The following is a 19,636-nucleotide window of genomic DNA, read 5'->3' as shown; positions in this document are numbered from 1 at the left end:
CGGGCGGCGCGCCCCGTCCGGGCCCCGGACGGGGCCCAGACTGGACAAAAGGCGCGTCGGACCGCATACTGCCTGATCGCGGGCGCAAGCTCCGCATTAGGCAAGACAAACCTAAGGCATTCTCCCATCCGTCCCCTCGGAAAGGTCCGCGATGTCCCCCACACGACGCCGCACGTCCCCCGGCGCCCTCGCGGGCGCCCTGACCGCCTCCGCCGCGCTGCTGCTGTCGGCGGCGTGCGGCGGCGGAGGCGCCGAGTCCGAGTCCGCCGGGGGCGGGGACGGCGCCTTCCCGATCACCGTCGAGCACGCCATGGGCGAGTCCACAATCGAGTCCGAACCGGAGAAGGTCGTCGTCCTCGACACCAGCTACCTGGACTCGGCCATCGCGCTGGGCCTGGACGTGGTGGGCCGGACCGACTACTCCGACGGCGGGGACCTGCGCGACTACCTCGGCGCGGACGGCAGCACCTACGCCGGCGACGCCGAGGTGGTCGGCACCCTGGAGGCACCCGACCTGGCCGCCATCGCCGAGCTGGAGCCCGACCTGATCCTGTCGGCCAAGGTGCGCCACGAGGACGTCTACGACCAGCTCTCCCAGATCGCGCCGACCGTGTTCTCCGAGACCACCGGGGCGACCTGGAAGGAGAACCACGTCATGGTCGGCGAGGCGGTCGGCGACAAGGAGACCGCCGAGCAGCAGATCGCCGACTACGAGGAGCGCGCCGCCGAGCTGGGCGGGCGGATCGCCGAGGCCGAGGGCGGCGAGATGCCCACGGTGAACCTGGCGCGGTTCGCGGGCGAGCCGACGGTGCGGCTGTACCAGCCCGAGTCCTTCCCCGGCATCGTCCTGTCCGACGTGGGCCTGCCGATGCCCGAGGACGCCCCCGAGGGCGAGGACGGCGCCATCGCCGCGAACCTGGGCCAGGAGGAGATCCTCGACCTGGACGCCGACCACATCTTCGTCTCCACCTGGGACGACGGCAGCGGCGACTCGGCCGAGAAGGCGAAGGACTTCACCGGCAACCCGCTGTGGGAGCAGCTGGAGGGCGAGCAGCACGAGGTCGAGGACCAGGTGTGGCTGAGCTCGGTCAGCCTGCAGGGCGCCGACGCGATGCTCGACGACATGGCCGAGGCCTTCGGCGTCAACCCGGTCGAGTAGGGACGCCTCCCGAGGAACGCGCGGTACCGGCGCACCGGGTCCCGCTTTCCAACGGCGACGGTCCGTTCTACGGGGCGCCCCGCCGCGCACTTTCCGCAGGGAATGCGCGGCGGGGCACGCCCATCACGGCTTCTTCGCGATCCCGCCGATGATGATGTGCTTGTTCCGGGGCGGCATCACATAGTTTCCGGCCTGCGCGCTCTCCTTCGGCAGCGGGTGCCAGTCGTTGAGCGGCACCAGTCCCGGCGGCACCATCGGCCACCCCTGGAAATAGGAGAGGATCTCCTCCCTGCTGCGCCAGAGCCCGTGGCCGAGTTTCTCCATGAACGCCTTCTGCAGGGAGGCGGCCCTCTTCGCGCTCTTGGGCGAACGCGCGGCGTCGGGGCGGCAGAAGTGGCTGATCACGATGTGGCTCCCCGGGGCGAGCGCGTCGCACAGCTCCCGGGTGACCCCCAGCGGGTCGTCGTCGTCCTGCAGGTGGTGAAGGATGCCGCCGAGCATCAGCCCCAGGGGCCGGTCCAGGTCGATCAGCCCGGTCGCCACGGCCTGCTGCAGTACCGCCTTGGGGGAGGTCAGGTCGGCCTTGAGCACGATCGTGGTGTCGTTGTCGGCGAGCAGCGCACGCGCGTGCGCCAGCACCATGGGGTCCTTGTCGACGTAGACGACCCGGCCGTGCGGGGTGCTCTCGTGCACCACCTCGTGCACATTGCCGTCGGTGGGCAGCCCCGAGCCGATGTCGAGGTACTGCTCGATCCCGGCCTCGGTCGCCAGGTGGCGGGCCGCGCGCTGCACGAAGGCGCGGTTGCCCAGAGCCAGGTCGGTGACGCCCGGAACGACCCCCTCGGCATAGTTCGCCATGTCGCGGTCGGCCTCGAAATGGTCTTTCCCGCCGAGGAAATACGAGTAGACGCGCGCGATCGACGGCTTGGTGAGGTCGATATCGGGCGGGGCGGTGTACTTCTGGCCGGTCCGCTTCAGGAATTCGGGGGGGTCCGGTCGGGCCATCGGGGTCCCATCGTCTTACAGGAGGGCGAGGGTTACGCTCCGGATTCTATTCCTCGCAAGGGCCCTTGGTAACCGTCCGGTGAGAAAGGCCCGGGGCGGGGTGTGGCCGCGACCGGCCAGGGGCCGGTCGCGGCCACACCCCGCCCCGTTCTCGCCTCGTTCCCGCAGCGCCCCGGGCCTCAGCCGATGGCGCGGCCCGCGTAGGCGGGCGCCTCCCCGGCCCCGGCCCCGGCCCCGGCCTCCAGCAGGGCGGCGACCTCCTCCGGGAAGGGGACGGTGCCGCCGTTCACCTGGTCGACGTGGAGCGCCATGATCTCCTCGGTGGCGCGCAGCACCCCGTCCAGCCACATCTCGTGGCACAGCCGGACCTTCTTGGCGCCGACCGCCACCACCCGGGTCCACACCTCCAGTTCGGCGTCGGGCGGGACCTCGCGCAGGTAGCGCACGTGCGCCTCGACCGTGTACAGCGAGCACCCGGTGCGCTCCCGGTACCCGGCCCCCATGCCGGAGCGGTCCATGAGCGCGTCGGTGGCGAAGCCGAAGACCAGGACGTAGTAGGCCTCGCTCAGGTGGCCGTTGTAGTCGATCCACTCGGGGCGGACCCGCTGGAGCAGGTGCGGCCCGCTCATGCGGCGCCCTCCCCGGCGGCGCGCTCCGAGGCGGCGCGCTCCGCGGCCTCCTCGGCCTCGACCTCGGCCAGCGCCCGCATCACCGCGATCATGCGGCGGTCGCGCTGCTCGATGAGCTCGGCGTTGCCGCGTCCGGCCACCACCTCGTCGGTCCCGGCCACCATGGCGTCGCGCAGCTCCGTGGTGAGCTCGGGCGCGGCGAGCCGGGTCCACGGCGCCTCCAGGGAGGGGCCGAAGTGGTCGAGCATGTGCGCCATGCCGCCCTCGCCGCCGGCCAGGTGGAAGGTCAGGCACGGGCCGAAGAACGCCCAGCGCAGCCCCATCCCCGCGGTCATGGAGCGGTCGATCTGCTCCACCGTGGCCTCCCCGTTGGCCACCATGTGCAGCGCCTCCCGCCAGGCCGCCTCCTGGATGCGGTTGCCGATGAAGCCCGGCAGCTCCCGGTCCATGGTGATGACCTGCTTGCCCGCGGCCCGGTAGAACTCCGAGGCCCACTCCACGGCCCAGCGCTCGCTGGACGCTCCGCCCACGACCTCCACCAGCGGCACCAGGTAGGGCGGGTTGAACGGGTGGCCCACCACCAAGCGCTCCGGACGCGCCGCCTTGACCTGCATTTCCGACATCGAGTAGCCGGAGGTCGAGGAGCCGATCACCACGTGCTCGGGCGCGGCCTCGTCGATCTCGGCGAGCAGGGAGACCTTGAGGTCCAGCCGCTCGGGGGCGCTTTCCTGCACGAAGTCGGCCCCGGCCACCGCCTCGGCCAGCGTCGGGGCGACGGTCAGCCGGTCCATGGACGCGCCCTCGGCCAGGCCCAGGCGGGTCAGCGCCGGCCAGGCCGAGCGCACCAGGTCGCGCAGCCGCCGCTCGGCGTCGGGCGCCGGGTCCCAGGCGCGCACGTCGTAGCCGCGGGCGAGGAAGTGGGCGACCCAGCCGCCGCCGATCACCCCCGCGCCCACGCACGCGACCGTGCGCACCTCGCCGGGTGCGGCCGTCGCCGCCGGGGCGCCGCTCGTCTCCGCCATCGAACACATCCTTCTCAACGAATGGGGCGCTGCACGCCGGGGCGCCGCGCGTCGGGACACTGCATACGGGGGGCTGTTCCGGGCTCCCGGGCACGGGAGCGGGGGCCGTCCGTGCCCGGCCGGCCCAGGGAGGGGAGAGGACAGGGGGCGCCGCCCGCGGTGCGGGCCGGGGGCGGCGCCCGGTCACGGCCCCGGAGTGCGGGGCCGGCGGGTCAGCGCGCGCTGCGCAGCTTGAGCTTGGCGCGGGCCTCGTCGGGCGTGACCACCCGGGCGCCGAGCGCCTCGATGATGCCGCGGGCCTTCTCCACCAGCTGGCCGTTGGTGGCCTTGACCCCGCGGCTCAGGTAGAGGTTGTCCTCCAGGCCGACGCGGGCGTGCCCGCCCAGCAGCACCGACTGGGCCACCCACGGCATCTGCATGCGGCCGATCGCGAAGCTCGCCCACTCGGCGCCCTCCGGCAGCATCCGCACCATCGACTGCAGGACGCCCGGGTCGGCGGGGGCGCCGTAGGGGATGCCGGTGCACAGCTGGAACATGCTCGGGTCGTCGATCAGGCCCTCGGCGTACATCTGCTTGGCGAACCACAGGTGGCCGGTGTCGAAGATCTCCAGCTCCGGGCGCACGCCCAGCTCCTGGATGCGCTCGGCCCCGGCGCGCAGCATGTCGGGGGTGGAGATGTAGACGTTGCTGCCGTCGCCGAAGTTGAGCGTGCCGCAGTCCAGGGTGCAGATGTCGGGCAGCAGCTCCTCCACGTGCGGCAGCCGGTCCAGCCCGCCGACCAGGTCGGTGGCGGCGCCGAAGGCGAACGGGTCGTCGCCCTTCCCGATCTCCAGGTCGCCGCCCATACCGGCGGTCAGATTGATGACGATGTCGGTGCCGGACTCCTTGATCCGCTCGACGACCTCCCGGTAGAGCGCGTTGTCCCGGGAAGGGGCGCCGGTCTCGGGGTCGCGCACGTGGATGTGCACGGCGCTGGCGCCGGCCTCGGCGGCCTCCACCGCCGAGGCGGCGATCTGCTCGGGGGTGACCGGGACGTGCGGGCTTCGGCCCACGGTGTCCCCGGCCCCGGTCAGTGCGGCGGTCAGGATGACCTCGGTGTTCATGGTCTCGTTCACGGGGTGTCCTCGCTCGTGTGCGGCTGTTCGGTGCGGTCGTCGGGCCGGCCGTCGGCGCGGTGTCCGGTGCCGGGGGGCTCGATCTGGGTGGTGACGAAGTCCTGGAGGGCGGCGCGCATCCGCTCCACGGTGCGGCCCGGGCGGCCGGTGAGCACCTGGATGCCCAGGCCGTCGATGAGGGCGGTCAGGCGGACCGTCATCGCCTCGGCGTCCAGGTCGGGGCGGAAGGCCCCGGAGGCGGCGCCGTCGCGCAGCGTGCGGGCGATGGTGTCGTGCCAGCGCTGGTAGGAGTCGGCGTGCAGTGCGCGCATCTGCGGGTCGAGCGCCGACTCGGTCCACACCTGCATCCAGATGGACCACTCCCGGGCCAGGTGGCCGGGGGCGGGCAGCTGGAGCTCGATGAGGCGGCGCAGCCGCTCCCGGGCGTCGTCGATGCCGTGCAGGACCGCGACCTGGCGGTCGAAGGCCTGCTTGACCGACGAGCGCAGGGTCTCGTCGAGCAGTTCGCGCAGGGTGGGGAAGTGGTAGTGGATGGCGGCGCTGGAGACCCCGCACTCGGCGGCGATGTCGGCGGTGCGCACCGAGTGGTAGCCGCGCTCGGCGATGAGCCGCCAGGCGGCGTCGGTGATCTGGCGCCGCCGCCCCTGCTCGCGGGCGGCGCGCACGTCCCGCCCGGCGTCGACGGGGGGCTCGGTGGCCACCGCCACCCGCGGCGCGGCCGCGACGCCGCCGTCGGCGGACTCCTCGCCGTACAGCAGCCAGTTGACGGTCACCCCGGCGATGTCGGCGATCCGGATGAGCTCCTCGGCGGTGAAGCGCCGGGTGCCGCTGAGCGACTTGGACAGCTTCGAGGCCTCGAGCGCCATCACGGAGGCGAACTCCCGCTGCGGGCGCCCGGAGCGCCGGATCACCTCGCGGACCCGGTTGCGCAGGCCCTCCATGTGGTCGGTCACGGAGGGCGACGCTAGCAGGGTCATAGCGATAATCGCAACGCCGCCGTAGATCCGTCAAGCGGTGTCATCCCAGCGTGCCGCGGTTTGAACGGCGTCATGCGGGCGTTGCGATGCGCCTGACTGGTGGATCAGAAGGCGGCGACCGCAATCGCGGAGGGGCCGGGGCGTCCGAGGGCGCGCCCGGTCCCGTCCCGGTACCTCAGTGCGCGGGGGGCTCGGCCAGCACGTCCCGGGCGATGCCGAAGGCCTTGTTGGCGGCGGGGACGCCGCAGTACACGGCCGCCTGCATGAACACCTCGCCGATCTCCTCCTCCGAGAGCCCGTTGCGCACCGCGGCGCGCACGTGCATGGCCAGCTCGTCCCAGTGGCCCTTGGCCACCAAGGCGGTCAGCACCATGCAGCTGCGCGTCCTGCGGTCCAGGACCCCGCTGGTCCAGATCTCGCCCCAGGCGTAGCGGGTGATGAAGTCCTGGAAGGGGGCGGTGAAGGCGGTCGTCCCCGCCTCGGCGCGGTCGACGTGGGCGTCGCCCAGCACCGCGCGGCGCACCCGCATCCCCTCCTCTCGGCGCTCATCGTCGGTCCGGTCGGCGGTCGGCTCGGTCACGGTCGTCTCTCTCCGGTCCGGGTCGGGGCGGCTCAGGCGAAGTGCGCCGTGAGCAGCCGGTTCACTTCGTCGGCGCACTCGCGGTTGGCCAGGTGGGCCCCGCCGTCCAGGACGTGGCGGCGGGCGCCGGGGACGGCCGCGGCGATGCGCTCGGCGTGGTCGGGCGGGGTGGCCGGGTCGTGCGCCCCCGCGACCACCAGCGTCGGCGCGGTGATGCGTCCCAGGTCGGACCGCAGGTCCATGCCGGCGATCGCCTCGCAGCACGCGGCGTACCCCTCGGCGGAGGTCTCCGCGACCATCGACCGCATCCGTGCGGCCTCGCCGGGGTGGGCGGACGCGTGGCCGGGCGTGAACCAGCGGCCGACGACGGCGCCGGCCACCGCCCCGGTCCCCTGGGCGCGCACCGTTGCGGCCCGGTCGGTCCAGTTCTCCGGCGGTCCGAGCAGGGGCGAGGTGCACATCAGCGCGAGCCGGTCGATCCGCTCGGGGGCGTTGGCGGCCAGCCACATGCCGACCATCCCGCCCAGGGACAGCCCCGCGAACCGGACCCGCGGCAGCTCGAGGCGGTCGAGCAGGTCCACAACGTCCGCCCCCAGGTCGGCGATGGTGGCGGGCCCTCGGGGGACGGGGGAGCGGCCGTGCCCGCGGTGGTCGTAGCGGACCACCCGGAACCCGGCCGCGACCAGTGCCCCGACCTGGGGGTCCCACATCTCAAGGGTGCTGCCGAGCGACCCCGACAGCACCACGGCGGGGGCGCCGTCGGGCCCGTCGATCTGCGCATGGACCCCGCCCGCGACGGGGCTCCCGGTCGGTCGTGCGGTCAAGGAAGGTACCTCCGTTCGGCCTCCCCGGCGGCCGACGAGCCACCGGGGCGGGACATGGGCGCAGGAAGAGACCCTGCCAGGGCTCGTCCCGGGATGCGGCCCCGGATCGCCGCGCGACCCGGTACGCGGCGGAATGCCCCCGGAAGGCCCGGGTGTGCGGGTCGGGCCGGTACCGCCGGGGCCGGTTTCACGGGGCTTCCGGGCGGGTGCGGTAGCCGTCGAGGGCGGCGTCGATGAAGGTGCCGGCGGCGCCCAGGTAGGCCGCGGGGTCGAGCAGGCCCCGGATGTGCTCGGGGGTGCGGCGGCCCGCCAGCCGGCGGTCGAGGACCGCGGCCAGTCCCTCGCCGGACTCGGCCGCCTCCCGGCACGCCGCCTCCACCAGCTCGTGGGCGGGTAGTCGGCCCATCTCCGGGGCCAGGTCGGCGGCGACCCGCTCGGCCATCGGCAGGCCGCCGGTCAGGTCCAGGTTGCGCCGCATCCGGTCGGGGTCCACGGACAGCCGCTCCAGCGAGTCGGCCAGCCACGCCGCCGCCGACCCGGTGGCGCACAGCAGCCGGTCGAAGGCCTGCCACTCGGCCTGCCAGGCCCCCGCCGCCCGCTGGTGCGGCTGGTGGATCTGCGCGTTCAGCAGCGTCGCCACCAGCCCCGGCACCTGTTCGGCGCAGGCCCGCGCCGACACCGCCGCCACGGGGTTGCGCTTGTGCGGCATCGCCGAGGAGCCGCCGACCCCCGGCCCGCCCTGCTCGGCGACCTCACCGACCTCGGTCTGGGCCAGCAGCACGATGTCCCCCGCGACCTTGCCGCACGCCCCCGACGTCCGCGCGGCGGCCGAGGCCACCGCGGTCAGGGGGCCGCGGTCGGTGTGCCAGGGAAGCACCGGCCGGACCAGGCCCAGCCGGTCGGCGAAGGCGGCGGCGACCTCCGGGCCCCGCCCGTCGAGCGAGGCCAGGGTGCCCGCGGCCCCGCCGAGCTGGGCGGGGGTCCGCCCCAGCTCCGCGCGCAGCGCCTCGGCCGCCCCGGTCACCGCCTGCAGCCACCCCGCCGCGACCAGCCCGAACGTGGTCGGCAGGGCCTGCTGCAGCAGAGTGCGCCCGGGCATCGGCGTCCACCGGTGCTCCTCGGCTAGCCCCGCCAGCGCGGAGGCGGCCCGGTCGGTCTCGGCCAGGACGGCGTCCCCGGCACGGCGGGCCACCAGCACCGCGGCGGTGTCCATGATGTCCTGGCTGGTGGCCCCCTGGTGCACGTGCCGGGCGGCGCCGCCGTCCACGGCCCGGGTCAGCTCCTTGACCAGCGGGACGACGGGGTTGGCCGCGTCGGCGGCGGCCCCGGCGGCGGCGTCGGCGTCCACCCGGCCGTCCCGGCGAGCGGTCTCCAGGGCCTCGGCGTCCCCGGGTCCGGCGATCCCGGTCTGCACGAGCGCGTGCGCCAGGGCGGTCTCGGCGTCGAGCATCGCCCGTAGCCAGGCCCGCTCACCGGTCTCGGCCGCGACGGCGCCCCGGGCGAACATCTCACCGAACACGCCCTCACCTCCTCGTCCTGCTCGTCCTGCTGGTCATGGTCGCCCGGCGGATTCCGGGTCCTTCCGAGTATGTCCGGGGGCCGGGCCGCCGGGCGATGGCGCGGCGCGGTGTTGCACCCGGCCGGCCGTGCCCCGCGGGCCGGGCGGGGCCCCTGGGGCGGCGGTCGCCTCCGGCCCGGCGGACGGGTGGGCCGCCGATGCCGCCCTTTACGGCGCCGGAGACCCGGTTCCCGCGCCGGTGAGGGGCGGTTCGGGGCCAGGACGGGCCCGCCGCCCCGGAAGGGGAGGGCCGACCGGAACCGGTCACCCCTTCCGTGCGGCGCCGGTGGGCCGAGCGGGGAAGGCGCTCCACACCTCCATCCATGTCCCGGCCTCGTCGGGCGGGATCCCGGCCGCCGCAGGGAACACCTGCGGGGGCACCGGGAGCGTGCCCCTCCAGGACCGGGCGCCCCTCCACCGTGCAGGCGCGGTGGGGCGGGCCGCCCCGCGGACGACACCGGCCCCGGCCCGTCATGGCCCGGGTCGGTGCGCCGCAGCCCTGTTCGGACGGCCGGACGGAGCACGCAGCGCTCCGTCCCGGCCTCCGTGCGCCATCGCGGCCCCGACAGGCCTGTACGCCGATCGTGTCCGCCTTCCACCGGTCGTTCCCTGAACCGGTCGAGCGGTGCTCTCCGGTGGGTCGACGTAACCAGTGCCCCCTTCACCATGCCCGGTGCCCGACATCGGCTCGGGTCCGGCACGGCGGCTCCAGCGGACGCCGGACTGCCGAGGGCTCATATATCGAAGAAGACGGTCTCCCCCTCGCCCTGCAGGCGAATGTCGAAGCGGTAGCCGTCCTCCGTCTCCTGTGCGATGAGGGTCGCGCGCTCCTCCGGTGAGTCGAGGGACGCCAGCACCGGGTCGACCGCGTTGGCCTCCGCCTCGTCCGCGAAGTACACCCGCGTCACCGTCCGGTGCAGCATCCCGCGCGCGAAGACCGAGACGTCGATGTGCGGCGCCTGCACGCCCTGCGGGCCGGGCACCGGCCCCGGCTTGAGCGTGTACACGCCCCACCGGCCCTCCCCGTCGGTCGGGCACCGCCCGAACCCGCGGAAGCCCTCGCGGCGCACCGCCCCGCGCGGGTCGTCCGGGTGGTCGAACCGGCCCTCGGGGTCGGCCTGCCACGTCTCGATCAGCGCGTCCGCGACCGGAGCCCCGGCGCCGTCGGTGACCGTGCCCCGCAGCCACACGCCCCCGGGCGCGCCTTCCCGGAGCGCGAAGGGGCCGTCCGGCCAGGGCAGCCCGATGTGCAGGTACGGGCCGACGGTCTGCGAGGGGGTGGTGGGCTCCATCAGTCGTCGTCCTCCAGCGCCAGCTCGTGTTCGAACACCGTCGACGCGCGCCCGCGCAGCACGATGTCCCACGCATAGGCCAGAGCCCACTCCGGCTCGGTCCGCTCGTGGTCGTAGCGGGCGACCAGCCGCTCGCGCGCCGCAGGGTCCGGGATCGAGTTCCACATCGGGTCCTGGAAGAACAGCGGGTCGCCGGGGAAGTACATCTGCGTCACCAGCCGCTGGGTGAACGCCCGCCCGAACAGCGAGAAGTGGATGTGCGCGGGGCGCCAGGCGTTGTCGTGGTTCTTCCACGGGTAGGCGCCGGGCCGGATCGTGGTGAAGGAGTACCGCCCCTGCCCGTCGGTGACCGTGCGCCCCACCCCGGTGAAGTTGGGGTCGAGCGGGCAGGGCCAGTTGTCGCCCTTGTGCCGGTACCGGCCCCCGGCGTTGGCCTGCCAGATCTCCACCAGGGTGTGCGGCACCGGCCGGCCGTCGGCGTCCAGCACCCGGCCGTGCACGATGATCCGCTGGCCCATCGGCTCGCCCTCGTGCCGGCGCGTCAGGTCGTGGTCCAGCGGCCCGACCCGGTCCTCGCCCAGCAGCGGCCCGGTGACCTCGGTCAACAGGTGCGGAAGCACCTTCAAGGGCCGCTCGGGGTGGCGGAGCCCGGTGCTCTTGTACCCCGGGTAGTCCAGCGGCGGGTGCACCCCGGGGTCGCGGCGGTAGCCCGGGACGGCGGGCGCGCCCTCGGCCATGGACGGTGCTCCTCTCATGCCTGAAGGACCACGGCCAGGCCCTGGCCCACGCCGATGCAGATGGCGGCCAGCCCCCAGCCGCCCCCGCGGCGGCGCAGCTCGTGGGCGAGCGAGCCCAGGATGCGCGCGCCGGAGGCGCCCAGCGGGTGCCCGATGGCGATCGCGCCGCCGTTGGGGTTGACGATCTCCGGGTCCAGCCCCTCCCAGCTGCGCAGGCAGGCCAGCGACTGGGCGGCGAAGGCCTCGTTGAGCTCCACCGCCGCCAGGTCGCGCCAGCCGATCCCGGCCCGGCGCAGCGCCGTCTCGGCGGCGGCGACCGGCCCGACGCCGAACCGGTTCGGCTCGACCGCGGCCACGCCCCGGCCGGCGATGCGCGCCAGCGGCTCGCGGCCGGCGGCCCGTGCCGCCTCGGCGTCCCCGACCAGCAGCGCGGCGGCGCCGTCGTTGAGCGGGGAGGCGTTGCCCGCGGTGATGGTGCCGTCGGGCCGGAACGCCGGCTTGAGCCCGGCGAGCTTCTCGGCGGAGGTCTCGCGGATGCTCTCGTCGCGCTCCAGCTCCACCCCGGGCACGTCCACGATCTCGTCGGCGAAGACGCCCTTGGCCCAGGCTGCGGCCGCGCGCTCATGGCTGCGCAGGGCGAACGCGTCCTGCTCTTGGCGGCCGACGCCGAACTCCTCGGCGATCTGCTCGGTGCACTCGCCCAGGGAGGCGGTCCAGGCGGGCTCCATGCGCGGGTTGACCATCCGCCAGCCGAGGGTGGTCGAGTGCAGGGTCTCGTGCCCGGCGGGGAAGCCCTTCTCGGGCTTGGTCATCACCCACGGGGCGCGGCTCATCGACTCCACACCCCCCGCGATGACGAGCGAGGCGTCCTCCACGGCGACCGCGCGGTTCGCGGCGATCACCGCTTCCAGGCCGGACCCGCACAACCGGTTCAGGGTGGCGCCCGGGACGCTGACCGGCAGCCCGGCCAGGAGCGCCGCCATGCGGGCCACGTTGCGGTTGTCCTCGCCCGCCCCGTTGGCGTCGCCGAAGTAGAGGTCGTCCACGGCGGCCGGGTCGAGGCCCGGGGAGCGGGCGGTCAGGCCGGAGACCGCGTACGCGGCCAGGTCGTCCGGGCGCACGCCGGCCAGGGCGCCGCCGTAGCGGCCGAAGGGGGTGCGGACGGCGTCGATGACGTAGACATCGTTCACGGTGGGGCCTCCTGCGGGGGCGGTCGTGGGGGGTCAGCCGCGCCCGGTCAGTGAGCGCAGCACGGCCAGCTCGTCCGGGTCGGGCTCGGGGGTGGCGGCCAGGTCCGGGGAGACCGCGAGGTCCCATCCGGTGGCCTCGCGGGCCTGCTCGGCGGTGGCGCCCGGGTGCAGGCGGGTGAGCACCAGTTCGCGGGTGCGCGGGTCCGGCTCCAGCACGCCCAGGTCGGTGATGACCTGGACCGGTCCGGCGCCGCGCAGCCCCAGCCGCTCCCGGTCGCCGGGGCCGGAGCCGTGGCCGAACGAGGTGGTGAAGTCGACCCGCTCGACGAACGTGCGCCGGCTCTGCCGCACGATGACGATGACCCGGCCGCAGGAGGCGGCGATCTCGGGGGCGCCGCCGGCGCCGGGCAGGCGCACCTTCGGGGCGGCGTAGTCGCCGATGACGGTGGTGTTGATGTTGCCGAACCGGTCGATCTGGGCGGCGCCGAGGAAGCCCGTGTCGATCCGCCCGGCCTGCAGCCAGTAGTTGAACACCTCGGTCACCGGGACCACGGTGTCGGCGGTCTCGGCCAGTTCGCCGTCGCCGATGGACAGCGGCAGGGCGTCGGGGGAGGCGCCCAGGGTGCCCGACTCGTAGATCATCCACAGCCCGGGGGCGTGGGTGCGGCGCGCGAGGTTGGCGGCGGTGCTGGGCAGGCCGATGCCGACGAAGCAGGCGGTGCCGTCGGCCAGCGCGCGGGAGGCGGCGACCGTCATGACCTCGTCGGCGGTGAAGGGGAGGGGTTCGGCGGTGGCGGTCATGCGGTCTGCTCCTCCCTGTCGCCCGGGCCCGCGTCCGGGCCCGAGGGGGCGCCGAGCACCTCGGCGTTCAGCCACGCGGTGAAGCGTTCGCGGTCCCGGCTGACGGCGTCCCAGGCGCGGTAGGCGTCATTGTCGCGGACGTAGTAGCCGTGGGCATAGGAGGGGCGCGCGCCGCCGGGGGCGGGGGAGACGGCGGTGACGACCCGGGAGGGCAGGATCACCTGGCCGGGGACCGGCTCCAGGTCGTCGACGATCTCCTCGACGGTGACGAGCGCGCGCCGGGCGGCCAGCACCGCCTCCTTCTGCACGCCGGTGATGCCCCACATCTGTACGTTGCCGTCGCGGTCGGCGCGCTGGGCGTGCACGATCGCCACGTCGGGGGTGAGCGCCGGGACCGCGGCCAGCTCCTGGCCGGTGAAGGGGCAGGTGATGGGTTTGATGGTGGCGGTGCGCCCGACCAGGTCGGTTCCGGCGTAGCCGCGCAGCACGGCGAAGGGCAGCCCGGCGGCGCCGGCGGCGTAGCGGTTGGCCATGCCGGCGTGGCTGTGCTCCTCCAGCTCGAGCGGGCGGGGCCAGCCGTTGGCGGCGGCGTCGCGGAACCGGTGCAGCGAGCCCACGCCGGGGTTGCCGCCCCAGGAGAAGACCAGCTTGCGGGCGCAGCCGGCGCCGATCATCCGGTCGTAGACGATGTCGGGCGTCATCCGCACCAGGGTCAGGTCGCGTCGGCCCTGCCGGATGACCTCGTGGCCGGCCTCCACCGGGATCAGGTGGGTGAAGCCCTCCATGGCGACCGTGTCCCCGTCATGGACGAGCTCGCGCACGGCACGGTCCAACGGCAGGATCATCGCGCCCCCTTTCGTACGGATGCCGCATCACTGTTCTCTTTGCGAACACACTGGACGTTACTGTCGGCGGGGGCGTCGGTCAAGGCGTCCGGCGCCGGTGTCCCTCCGGGGCAGGCGGCGGTACCGTCAGGCGCGCGGCGTGCCGGTGGTCACCGGAAGTGGCGGCGGTGCGGGCGGTGCCCCGCTTGCGCCTGCTTGGCGGGTGGCGGGCCGCCGCCGGTCGGGGGTGGAGGGCGGCGACGACGGAGCGGGGCGGTTCCCCGGCCCTGCTTGTCGGCCGCCGGGTCGCTCGCGGTCCAGGTAGAAGGCGGCGACGGAGCAGCAAGTACCCCGCTCATGCCTGTTTGCCGAGCGCCGGGCCGCCGCGGGTCCGGGTCAAGGGCGGCGACGGATGGGCAGGTGCCCCGCTTGCGCCTGCTTGCCGGGTGGCGGGCCGCCACCGGTCGGGGGTGGCAACGACGGAACGGCAGGTACCCCGCTCACGCCTGTCTGCCGGGCGCCGGGTCGCCGGTGGTCGGGGTGGGAGGGCGGCGACGACGAGCCCCGACGGCGAGCCCGAGGAACGGTCGTGTCCGCTGGCGTGGTGGAGCTCTCCGGGTCCCGGCCGCCCCCGAGAGCACTGCCCGCCGCCCGCATCGACACCCCCCCGTTGATCTCGGGAAAGTCGGGGTAATACTCGCCGGTATTACCCCGACTTTCCCGAGATCAACGGCGAGGAGGGGGTGCGCACCGGGGCGGGGTCGCCGGTCACGCCGCAGCGGCCGCAACGCTCGGAAGGACGCAGACGAAAGTTCCACCACTCCAGTGGACACGACCCCGGGCGGTTCCCCGGCCCTACCGGTCCCGCCGGGCTCCTCGCGGTCCAGGTCGAGGACGGCGAGGAGCGGCAGGTGCCCCGCTCACGGCCGCTCGCCGGGCGGCGGACCGCCTCCAATCGAGGCGGAGGACCGGGTCCGCCCGGGACAGGAGAGCCGTTGCGGTCGCCACCCGCTCTTTCCCGGCGGGCGCCCGGCCTGAGCCGCTCCGGCCTCGCCGGCCGGGTCCGCCGAGCTCCGGCACCACACCGACCAGGGGCAACACGAAGCGTCACCGCCCCGGGCAAGGGCGGATCCGCCCCTGCCGACGCCTGTGTGGGGCCGCTGGGTGCGGTGGCGGCGATACCAGAACGCGGTTCGGTCCCCGGGGTGTCCGATTCCTCCCCGAGTGGCCTATGGTCGCAGGGCGGGCCCGCCCCGGTACCCCCTGGGGGCGCCTCCAGCGCGGCCACCTCGGAGCCCTGCCGGACCGAAACGGCTCACCCGGAGTGATGCCCGGCCCGGCCGACGGGGCCGGCGCCCCGTTGGAGGGGGTGTCGGCACCGAATTCCGTTCTGGTCTGGCCGCCACCGCACCCCGCCCCCTGCCCGTCGCCCCACCCGGCCCCCGGCAGGGGCCCGCGGGGGTCCCGGAGCGCCGTTGAACCGGGCGAACCGGACACCGATCCTGATCCGGCGGGCCGAAAACCAGGATTACGTCCCCTGTGGGGGCTGCGCGCCGCCGGTCGGGGTGCGCGAGCCCCTCTGGGGCGCCTTGGACCGGACATCTTGTGGCGCATCGGGCACCGGGCGGGGTGTGGGCGCATCGATAGTGGCGAAATCACCACCCAACTGCACATCGGGTGGCAATACCACCACTATCGATGCGTTGGCCGCTCCTCCCGGCCCCGCGCACCCCCTTCGGCGGCAGGCCGCAGGGGGCCAAGGCCCTCCCGGGGGGCGGGTCCGGCGCCCGCCGCGAGCACCGGCGGCCCGCCCGTCCCCGACCAGCGCGGACCCGGCGCCCGGCAAGAGGGTGTGAGCGGGGCACCAGCCGATCCGTCGCCGCCGCTTCCTGGGCCCAGAGCGCCCTGGCGGCCGACAAGCAGGGCCGGGGAACCGCCCGGCTCCCTCGTCGCCGCCCTCCCACCTCGACCGGCGCGAACCTGCCGCCCGGCAAGTAGGCGTGAGTGGGGTACCTGCTGGTCCGTCGTCGCTGACCCACCCCTGACCGGCGTGGACCCGGCGGCCGACAAGCAGCCGCGAGCGGGGTACCTGCTGCTCCTTCGTCGCTGCCCCTCTGCCCCGACCGGCGTAGACCCACCGCCCGGAAAGCAGCCGCGAGCGGGGCGCCCGCCGCTGCCTCGTCGCTGCCCCTGCCCGGACCCATGGGTCGGCCGGCCCTCGTCCGGGGCCCGTGCGGTCTTCTGATCAGGCCCGGGCCGGGCCCGCGGTGCGGGAGGCGATCTCCAGGTCGGCCTCGATGCGGGAGACCGTGGCCAGCAGGGACGGCAGGATCTGCGTGCGCAGGCCGCGCACCGTCATGCGGCTCGCCTGGACCGACACGTTCGCGGCGGCGATGACCCGCCCCTCGCGGTCGCGGATCGGCGCGGCCACCGAGCGCAGCCCCTCCTCCAGCTCCTGGTCGACGATGGCCCACCCCTGGGCCCGTACCCGCTCCAGCTCCCGGCGCAGCGCCCCGGTGCCCGCGACGGTGTGCGCGGTGAGGGCGGGCACCTCCAGGCGGTCCAGGTAGGCGTCCAGTTCGCGGTCGGGGCGCCCGGCGAGCAGCACCCTCCCCATGGAGGTGACGCAGGCCGGGAAGCGGGTGCCGACGCTGATCGCGACCGTCATGATCCTGGACGTCGCCGCGCGCGCCACGTACACCACGTCGTCGCCGTCCAGCACCGAGACCGAGGACGACTCGCGGACCTCGGAGGCCAGCGCCTGCAGGTGCGGCTGGGCGACCTCGGGCAGCCCCGCCGAGGACAGGTAGGCGTACCCCAGCTCCAGCACCCGCGGGGTCAGCGCGAACAGGCGGCCGTCGAAGCGCACGTACCCCAGGTCGGCCAGGGTGAGCAGGAAGCGGCGGGCGGCCGCGCGGGTCAGGCCGGTGGCGCGGGCCACCTCGCTGAGCGTCATCTCCGGCCGGTCGGCGGAGAAGGCCCGGACCACCGCGAGCCCGCGCTCCAGGGACTGGACGAAGTGGTCGCCGCGCGGCTCGGGCGCGGCGGCGTCGGCATCGGTGTCGGACATGCGCTCCCTTCCCGTCCCCGGAATGTTCTCATACCGCACAGCTCTCCACGGGGGTCCCGCGGCCGTTCGCCGGCCTCCGGGCGGCCCCGCTGCGCGGGTCCCGCCCCCGTCGGGGCTGCCGCACGGCTGGTCACCGTCGGTGAGGCCGGTGCGCGGGGTTGACGGTGAATGTGGGATGGATTACGTTCGCCAGCAGAACGGCCGTTCGCAAGACGCACAAACCCCCCTCGTGAGCGGGCGCGGCAGCGCCCGCCCGCACCCCCTGCGAATGGAGACCCGATGCGTCACCGAACCCTCGCCGCGGCCGGGGCCGCGGCCGTGCTGGCCGCGAGCGGCTGCGGCGGCGGCGAGCCCGACGGCGGTGACGGCGCCCGCGCCGTCACCGTCGGCGCGATCCCCATCGTCGACGTCGCGCCCCTGCACCTCGCCGTCGACCAGGGCCTCTTCGCCGACCGCGGCCTGGAGGTGGAGGTGGTCAACACCAGCGGCGGCGCCCAGGCGGTGCCCGGCGTGGCCAGCGGCGACTTCGACTTCGCCTTCGGCAACGTCACCTCCCTGCTGGTGGCCCGCGACGCCGGACTTCCGATGAAGGTGGTCGCCAACGGCGTGGCCACCACCGGGGAGCAGGGCGCCGACTTCGGCGGGATCGTGGTCCCCGAGGACAGCCCGATCGAGAGCGCGCAGGACCTGGAGGGCGCCACCGTCGCCGTGAACAACCTGGAGAACATCGGCGACACCACCGTGCGCAACTCGGTCCGCAAGGACGGCGGCGACCCCTCCGACGTGGAGTTCATGGAACTGCCCTTCCCGGACATGCCCGCCGCCGTGGAGAAGGGGGAGGTCGACGCCGCCTGGGTGGTCGAGCCGTTCCTGACCACCGCCCTGGACGGCGGCGCCACCGAGATCGCCTCCAACTTCGTCGACGCCCACCCGCGGCTCACCATCGCCGCCTACTTCACCTCCGAGCAGGTCCTGGCCGAGGACCCCGAGCTGGTCGCCGACTTCACCTCGGCCATGGACGAGGCCCTGGCCTACGCCGAGGCCAACCCCGAGGAGGTGCGGCGCATCCTGGGCGAGTACACCGAGATGGACCAGACCCTCATCGAGGAGATCCGGCTGCCCTCCTTCCCGCCCGCCGCCGACCGCGAGTCGGTGCAGACCATCGCCGACCTCATGGAAGAGGACGGGCTGGTGGAGGAGACCCCTGACGTCGAGGCGCTCTTCGCGGAGTCCGGATGAGCGCGGCCGCCGACACCGCCGCCCCGCCCGCCCCGGCGGCCGCGGGGCGGCGCCGGGCGCTGCCCGGCCGCGACGCCCTCCTGGGCGCCGCCGGCGCCGCCGCGTTCCTGCTGCTGTGGGAGGCGGTGCCGCGCACCACCGCGGTCTCGGCCGAGTTCCTGCCCCCGGCCTCCCGCGTGCTGGCCACCCTGGCCGAGCGGGCGGCCACCGCCGCGTTCTGGGGCGCCGTCGGCGACACCGTCGCCGCCTGGGCCCTGGGCCTGGCCATCGCCTGCGCGGCCGCGGTCGCCCTGGGGTTCGCCGTCGGGTCGGTGCCGGTGCTGCGCGCCTACACTGCCTCCACCGTGGAGTTCCTGCGCCCCATCCCCTCGGTCGCGCTCATCCCGCTGGCGATCCTGGTCTACGGCACCGACCTGCGCTCCACGCTGCTGCTGGTCGTCTACGCCTCCTTCTGGCAGGTCTACATCCAGGTGCTCTACGGGGTGGCCGACATCGACCCCGTCGCCGAGCAGACCGCCCGTGCCTACGGGCTCGGCCGGTGGGCGCGCCTGCGCCACCTGGTCTGGCCCACGGCGCTGCCGTACCTGCTGACCGGGGTGCGGCTGGGCGCCGCGGTCGCGCTGATCCTCACCATCACCGCCCAGCTCACCATCGGCGCCCCCGGCCTGGGCCAGCAGATCTCCGTCGCCCAGTCCAGCGGCGCCGCGCCGCTGGTCTACGCGCTGATCGTGGCCACCGGGATCCTGGGCGTGGCCGTCAACGCCGGCGTCCGCGCGCTGGAGCGCCGCCTGCTGCGCTGGCACAGCTCGGTACGAGGGGAGGGCGCCGTATGAGCGTGCGCGCGCTCCCGCGGGCCGCCGCCCGGGTGCTGCTGCTCCCGGCCGCGCTCATCGCCCTGTGGTGGTGGGCCGCCGCGGCCTCCGACAGCTTCTACCTGACCGACCCGGGCACCATCGCCGCCACCTTCGCCCAGGTGTGGGTCTCCGAGCGGTTCGCCGCCGACGTGCTGCCCAGCGTCGGCCTGCTGCTCACCGGCTACGCGCTGGCCGCCGCCCTCGGGATCGGCATGGGCGTGCCGCTGGGCCTGTCCCCGCGGCTGCGCGCCTTCGCCGAGCCGGTCCTGGAGTTCCTGCGGGCCGTGCCGCCGCCGGTGCTGGTGCCGCTGCTGATGCTGCTCGTGGGCCTGGACGCCTCGATGCGCGCCGCGGTCATCGTCTCGGGGTGCGTGTGGCCGGTGCTGCTCAACACCGTGGAGGGGGTGCGGGCCGTCGACCCGGTCCTGGCCGACACCTGCCGCGTCTACGGGGTGCGGGGACGGCGCCGGCTGACCGTGCTGGTGCTGCGCTCGGCGAGCCCGCAGATCGCGGCCGGGCTCCGGCAGGCCCTGTCCATCGCGATCATCCTCATGGTGATCAGCGAGATGTTCGCCAGCTCCAGCGGCTTGGGCTTCGCCATCGTCCAGTTCCAACGCGGCTTCGCCATCCCGGAGATGTGGAGCGGCATCGTCCTGCTGGGCCTGCTGGGGGTGGTGCTGTCCGTGGTCTTCGCCCGGGCCGAGCGGCGCGCCCTGGCCTGGCACCGGGGACTGCGCGCCGCCTCCCGCGGGGAATGAGA

At 74.8% G+C, this 19,636-nt stretch carries 18 protein-coding genes; 4 read left to right on the top strand and 14 right to left on the bottom strand.

Annotation, left to right across the window (positions count from 1 at the left end; all coding sequences use genetic code 11):
- The first annotated feature begins 151 nt into the window (after positions 1 to 151).
- Complete coding sequence (locus C892_RS0109445) at positions 152 to 1,159, top strand: ABC transporter substrate-binding protein (RefSeq protein WP_017540250.1); 1,008 nt, start codon at positions 152 to 154, stop codon at positions 1,157 to 1,159.
- A gap of 123 nt (positions 1,160 to 1,282) precedes the next feature.
- Here C892_RS0109445 and C892_RS0109440 read toward each other — a convergent pair whose 3' ends face one another.
- The 14 genes from C892_RS0109440 to C892_RS0109375 form a co-directional block, all read right to left on the bottom strand.
- On the bottom strand, positions 1,283 to 2,164 hold the full coding sequence (locus tag C892_RS0109440; RefSeq protein WP_017540251.1) for an SAM-dependent methyltransferase: 882 nt from the start codon (positions 2,162 to 2,164) through the stop codon (positions 1,283 to 1,285).
- A 179-nt stretch (positions 2,165 to 2,343) separates the two neighbouring features.
- Positions 2,344 to 2,793, bottom strand: coding sequence for a thioesterase family protein (locus C892_RS0109435; protein WP_017556978.1), 450 nt, complete (start codon positions 2,791 to 2,793; stop codon positions 2,344 to 2,346).
- On the bottom strand, positions 2,790 to 3,815 hold the full coding sequence (locus C892_RS0109430) for a 3-hydroxyacyl-CoA dehydrogenase NAD-binding domain-containing protein (RefSeq protein WP_017556977.1): 1,026 nt from the start codon (positions 3,813 to 3,815) through the stop codon (positions 2,790 to 2,792). The genes C892_RS0109435 and C892_RS0109430 overlap by 4 nt, the downstream gene beginning before the upstream one ends.
- 212 nt (positions 3,816 to 4,027) lie before the next feature.
- Positions 4,028 to 4,930 carry a beta-keto acid cleavage family enzyme gene (locus tag C892_RS0109425; RefSeq protein ID WP_017540254.1) on the bottom strand — a complete coding sequence of 301 codons (903 nt, stop codon included), beginning with the start codon at positions 4,928 to 4,930 and terminating at the stop codon, positions 4,028 to 4,030.
- Positions 4,927 to 5,907, bottom strand: a complete 981-nt coding sequence (locus C892_RS0109420) for a TetR/AcrR family transcriptional regulator (RefSeq protein ID WP_017556976.1) — start codon at positions 5,905 to 5,907, stop codon at positions 4,927 to 4,929. The genes C892_RS0109425 and C892_RS0109420 overlap by 4 nt, the downstream gene beginning before the upstream one ends.
- Positions 5,908 to 6,082: 175 nt before the next feature.
- Positions 6,083 to 6,487: a 4-carboxymuconolactone decarboxylase gene (gene pcaC, locus C892_RS0109415; protein WP_017556975.1), complete on the bottom strand. Its 405-nt coding sequence runs from the start codon at positions 6,485 to 6,487 to the stop codon at positions 6,083 to 6,085.
- Between the two features lie 32 nt (positions 6,488 to 6,519).
- Positions 6,520 to 7,311 carry a 3-oxoadipate enol-lactonase gene (gene pcaD, locus C892_RS0109410; RefSeq protein ID WP_017556974.1) on the bottom strand — a complete coding sequence of 264 codons (792 nt, stop codon included), beginning with the start codon at positions 7,309 to 7,311 and terminating at the stop codon, positions 6,520 to 6,522.
- Between the two features lie 187 nt (positions 7,312 to 7,498).
- Positions 7,499 to 8,830, bottom strand: a complete 1,332-nt coding sequence (locus C892_RS0109405) for a class-II fumarase/aspartase family protein (protein WP_017556973.1) — start codon at positions 8,828 to 8,830, stop codon at positions 7,499 to 7,501.
- Positions 8,831 to 9,603: 773 nt separating this feature from the next.
- Positions 9,604 to 10,161, bottom strand: a complete 558-nt coding sequence (pcaG, locus tag C892_RS0109400; RefSeq protein WP_017556972.1) for a protocatechuate 3,4-dioxygenase subunit alpha — start codon at positions 10,159 to 10,161, stop codon at positions 9,604 to 9,606.
- Positions 10,161 to 10,898, bottom strand: a complete 738-nt coding sequence (gene pcaH, locus C892_RS0109395; RefSeq protein WP_017556971.1) for a protocatechuate 3,4-dioxygenase subunit beta — start codon at positions 10,896 to 10,898, stop codon at positions 10,161 to 10,163. The genes pcaG and pcaH overlap by 1 nt, the downstream gene beginning before the upstream one ends.
- A gap of 14 nt (positions 10,899 to 10,912) precedes the next feature.
- Complete coding sequence (locus tag C892_RS0109390) at positions 10,913 to 12,088, bottom strand: thiolase family protein (protein ID WP_017556970.1); 1,176 nt, start codon at positions 12,086 to 12,088, stop codon at positions 10,913 to 10,915.
- A gap of 33 nt (positions 12,089 to 12,121) precedes the next feature.
- A complete protein-coding gene (locus tag C892_RS0109385) occupies positions 12,122 to 12,889 on the bottom strand; it encodes a CoA-transferase subunit beta (RefSeq protein WP_017556969.1) in 768 nt (255 codons plus the stop codon).
- Positions 12,886 to 13,734 (bottom strand): CoA transferase subunit A, encoded by an 849-nt coding sequence (locus C892_RS0109380; RefSeq protein WP_017556968.1) that lies wholly within the window; start codon positions 13,732 to 13,734, stop codon positions 12,886 to 12,888. The genes C892_RS0109385 and C892_RS0109380 overlap by 4 nt, the downstream gene beginning before the upstream one ends.
- 2,224 nt (positions 13,735 to 15,958) lie before the next feature.
- Positions 15,959 to 16,783, bottom strand: a complete 825-nt coding sequence (locus C892_RS0109375) for an IclR family transcriptional regulator domain-containing protein (RefSeq protein WP_017556967.1) — start codon at positions 16,781 to 16,783, stop codon at positions 15,959 to 15,961.
- A 279-nt stretch (positions 16,784 to 17,062) separates the two neighbouring features.
- Here C892_RS0109375 and C892_RS0109370 point away from each other — a divergent pair, with 279 nt between their 5' ends.
- From C892_RS0109370 to C892_RS0109360, 3 genes are read left to right on the top strand one after another with little or no spacing between them, the layout of a single operon-like run.
- Positions 17,063 to 18,022 (top strand): ABC transporter substrate-binding protein, encoded by a 960-nt coding sequence (locus tag C892_RS0109370; protein WP_017556966.1) that lies wholly within the window; start codon positions 17,063 to 17,065, stop codon positions 18,020 to 18,022.
- On the top strand, positions 18,019 to 18,855 hold the full coding sequence (locus C892_RS0109365; RefSeq protein WP_017556965.1) for an ABC transporter permease: 837 nt from the start codon (positions 18,019 to 18,021) through the stop codon (positions 18,853 to 18,855). Before C892_RS0109370 ends, C892_RS0109365 begins: the two co-directional genes overlap by 4 nt.
- Complete coding sequence (locus C892_RS0109360; protein ID WP_017556964.1) at positions 18,852 to 19,634, top strand: ABC transporter permease; 783 nt, start codon at positions 18,852 to 18,854, stop codon at positions 19,632 to 19,634. Before C892_RS0109365 ends, C892_RS0109360 begins: the two co-directional genes overlap by 4 nt.
- Positions 19,635 to 19,636: the final 2 nt, after the last annotated feature.

Origin of the sequence: Nocardiopsis baichengensis YIM 90130 (assembly GCF_000341205.1) — a bacterium.
Lineage (GTDB): Bacteria > Actinomycetota > Actinomycetes > Streptosporangiales > Streptosporangiaceae > Nocardiopsis_A > Nocardiopsis_A halophila.
This window is presented reverse-complemented; position numbering and strand designations above follow the sequence as displayed.

Coding starts and splice junctions, on each gene's coding strand:
- C892_RS0109385 (WP_017556969.1), bottom strand. CDS start 12,889: ATGACCGCCACCGCCGAACCCCTCCCCTTCACCGCCGACGAGGTCATG.
- C892_RS0109445 (WP_017540250.1), top strand. CDS start 152: ATGTCCCCCACACGACGCCGCACGTCCCCCGGCGCCCTCGCGGGCGCC.
- C892_RS0109365 (WP_017556965.1), top strand. CDS start 18,019: ATGAGCGCGGCCGCCGACACCGCCGCCCCGCCCGCCCCGGCGGCCGCG.
- C892_RS0109435 (WP_017556978.1), bottom strand. CDS start 2,793: ATGAGCGGGCCGCACCTGCTCCAGCGGGTCCGCCCCGAGTGGATCGAC.
- pcaH (WP_017556971.1), bottom strand. CDS start 10,898: ATGGCCGAGGGCGCGCCCGCCGTCCCGGGCTACCGCCGCGACCCCGGG.
- C892_RS0109430 (WP_017556977.1), bottom strand. CDS start 3,815: ATGGCGGAGACGAGCGGCGCCCCGGCGGCGACGGCCGCACCCGGCGAG.
- C892_RS0109440 (WP_017540251.1), bottom strand. CDS start 2,164: ATGGCCCGACCGGACCCCCCCGAATTCCTGAAGCGGACCGGCCAGAAG.
- C892_RS0109420 (WP_017556976.1), bottom strand. CDS start 5,907: ATGACCCTGCTAGCGTCGCCCTCCGTGACCGACCACATGGAGGGCCTG.
- C892_RS0109375 (WP_017556967.1), bottom strand. CDS start 16,783: ATGTCCGACACCGATGCCGACGCCGCCGCGCCCGAGCCGCGCGGCGAC.
- pcaG (WP_017556972.1), bottom strand. CDS start 10,161: ATGGAGCCCACCACCCCCTCGCAGACCGTCGGCCCGTACCTGCACATC.
- C892_RS0109360 (WP_017556964.1), top strand. CDS start 18,852: ATGAGCGTGCGCGCGCTCCCGCGGGCCGCCGCCCGGGTGCTGCTGCTC.
- C892_RS0109370 (WP_017556966.1), top strand. CDS start 17,063: ATGCGTCACCGAACCCTCGCCGCGGCCGGGGCCGCGGCCGTGCTGGCC.
- C892_RS0109380 (WP_017556968.1), bottom strand. CDS start 13,734: ATGATCCTGCCGTTGGACCGTGCCGTGCGCGAGCTCGTCCATGACGGG.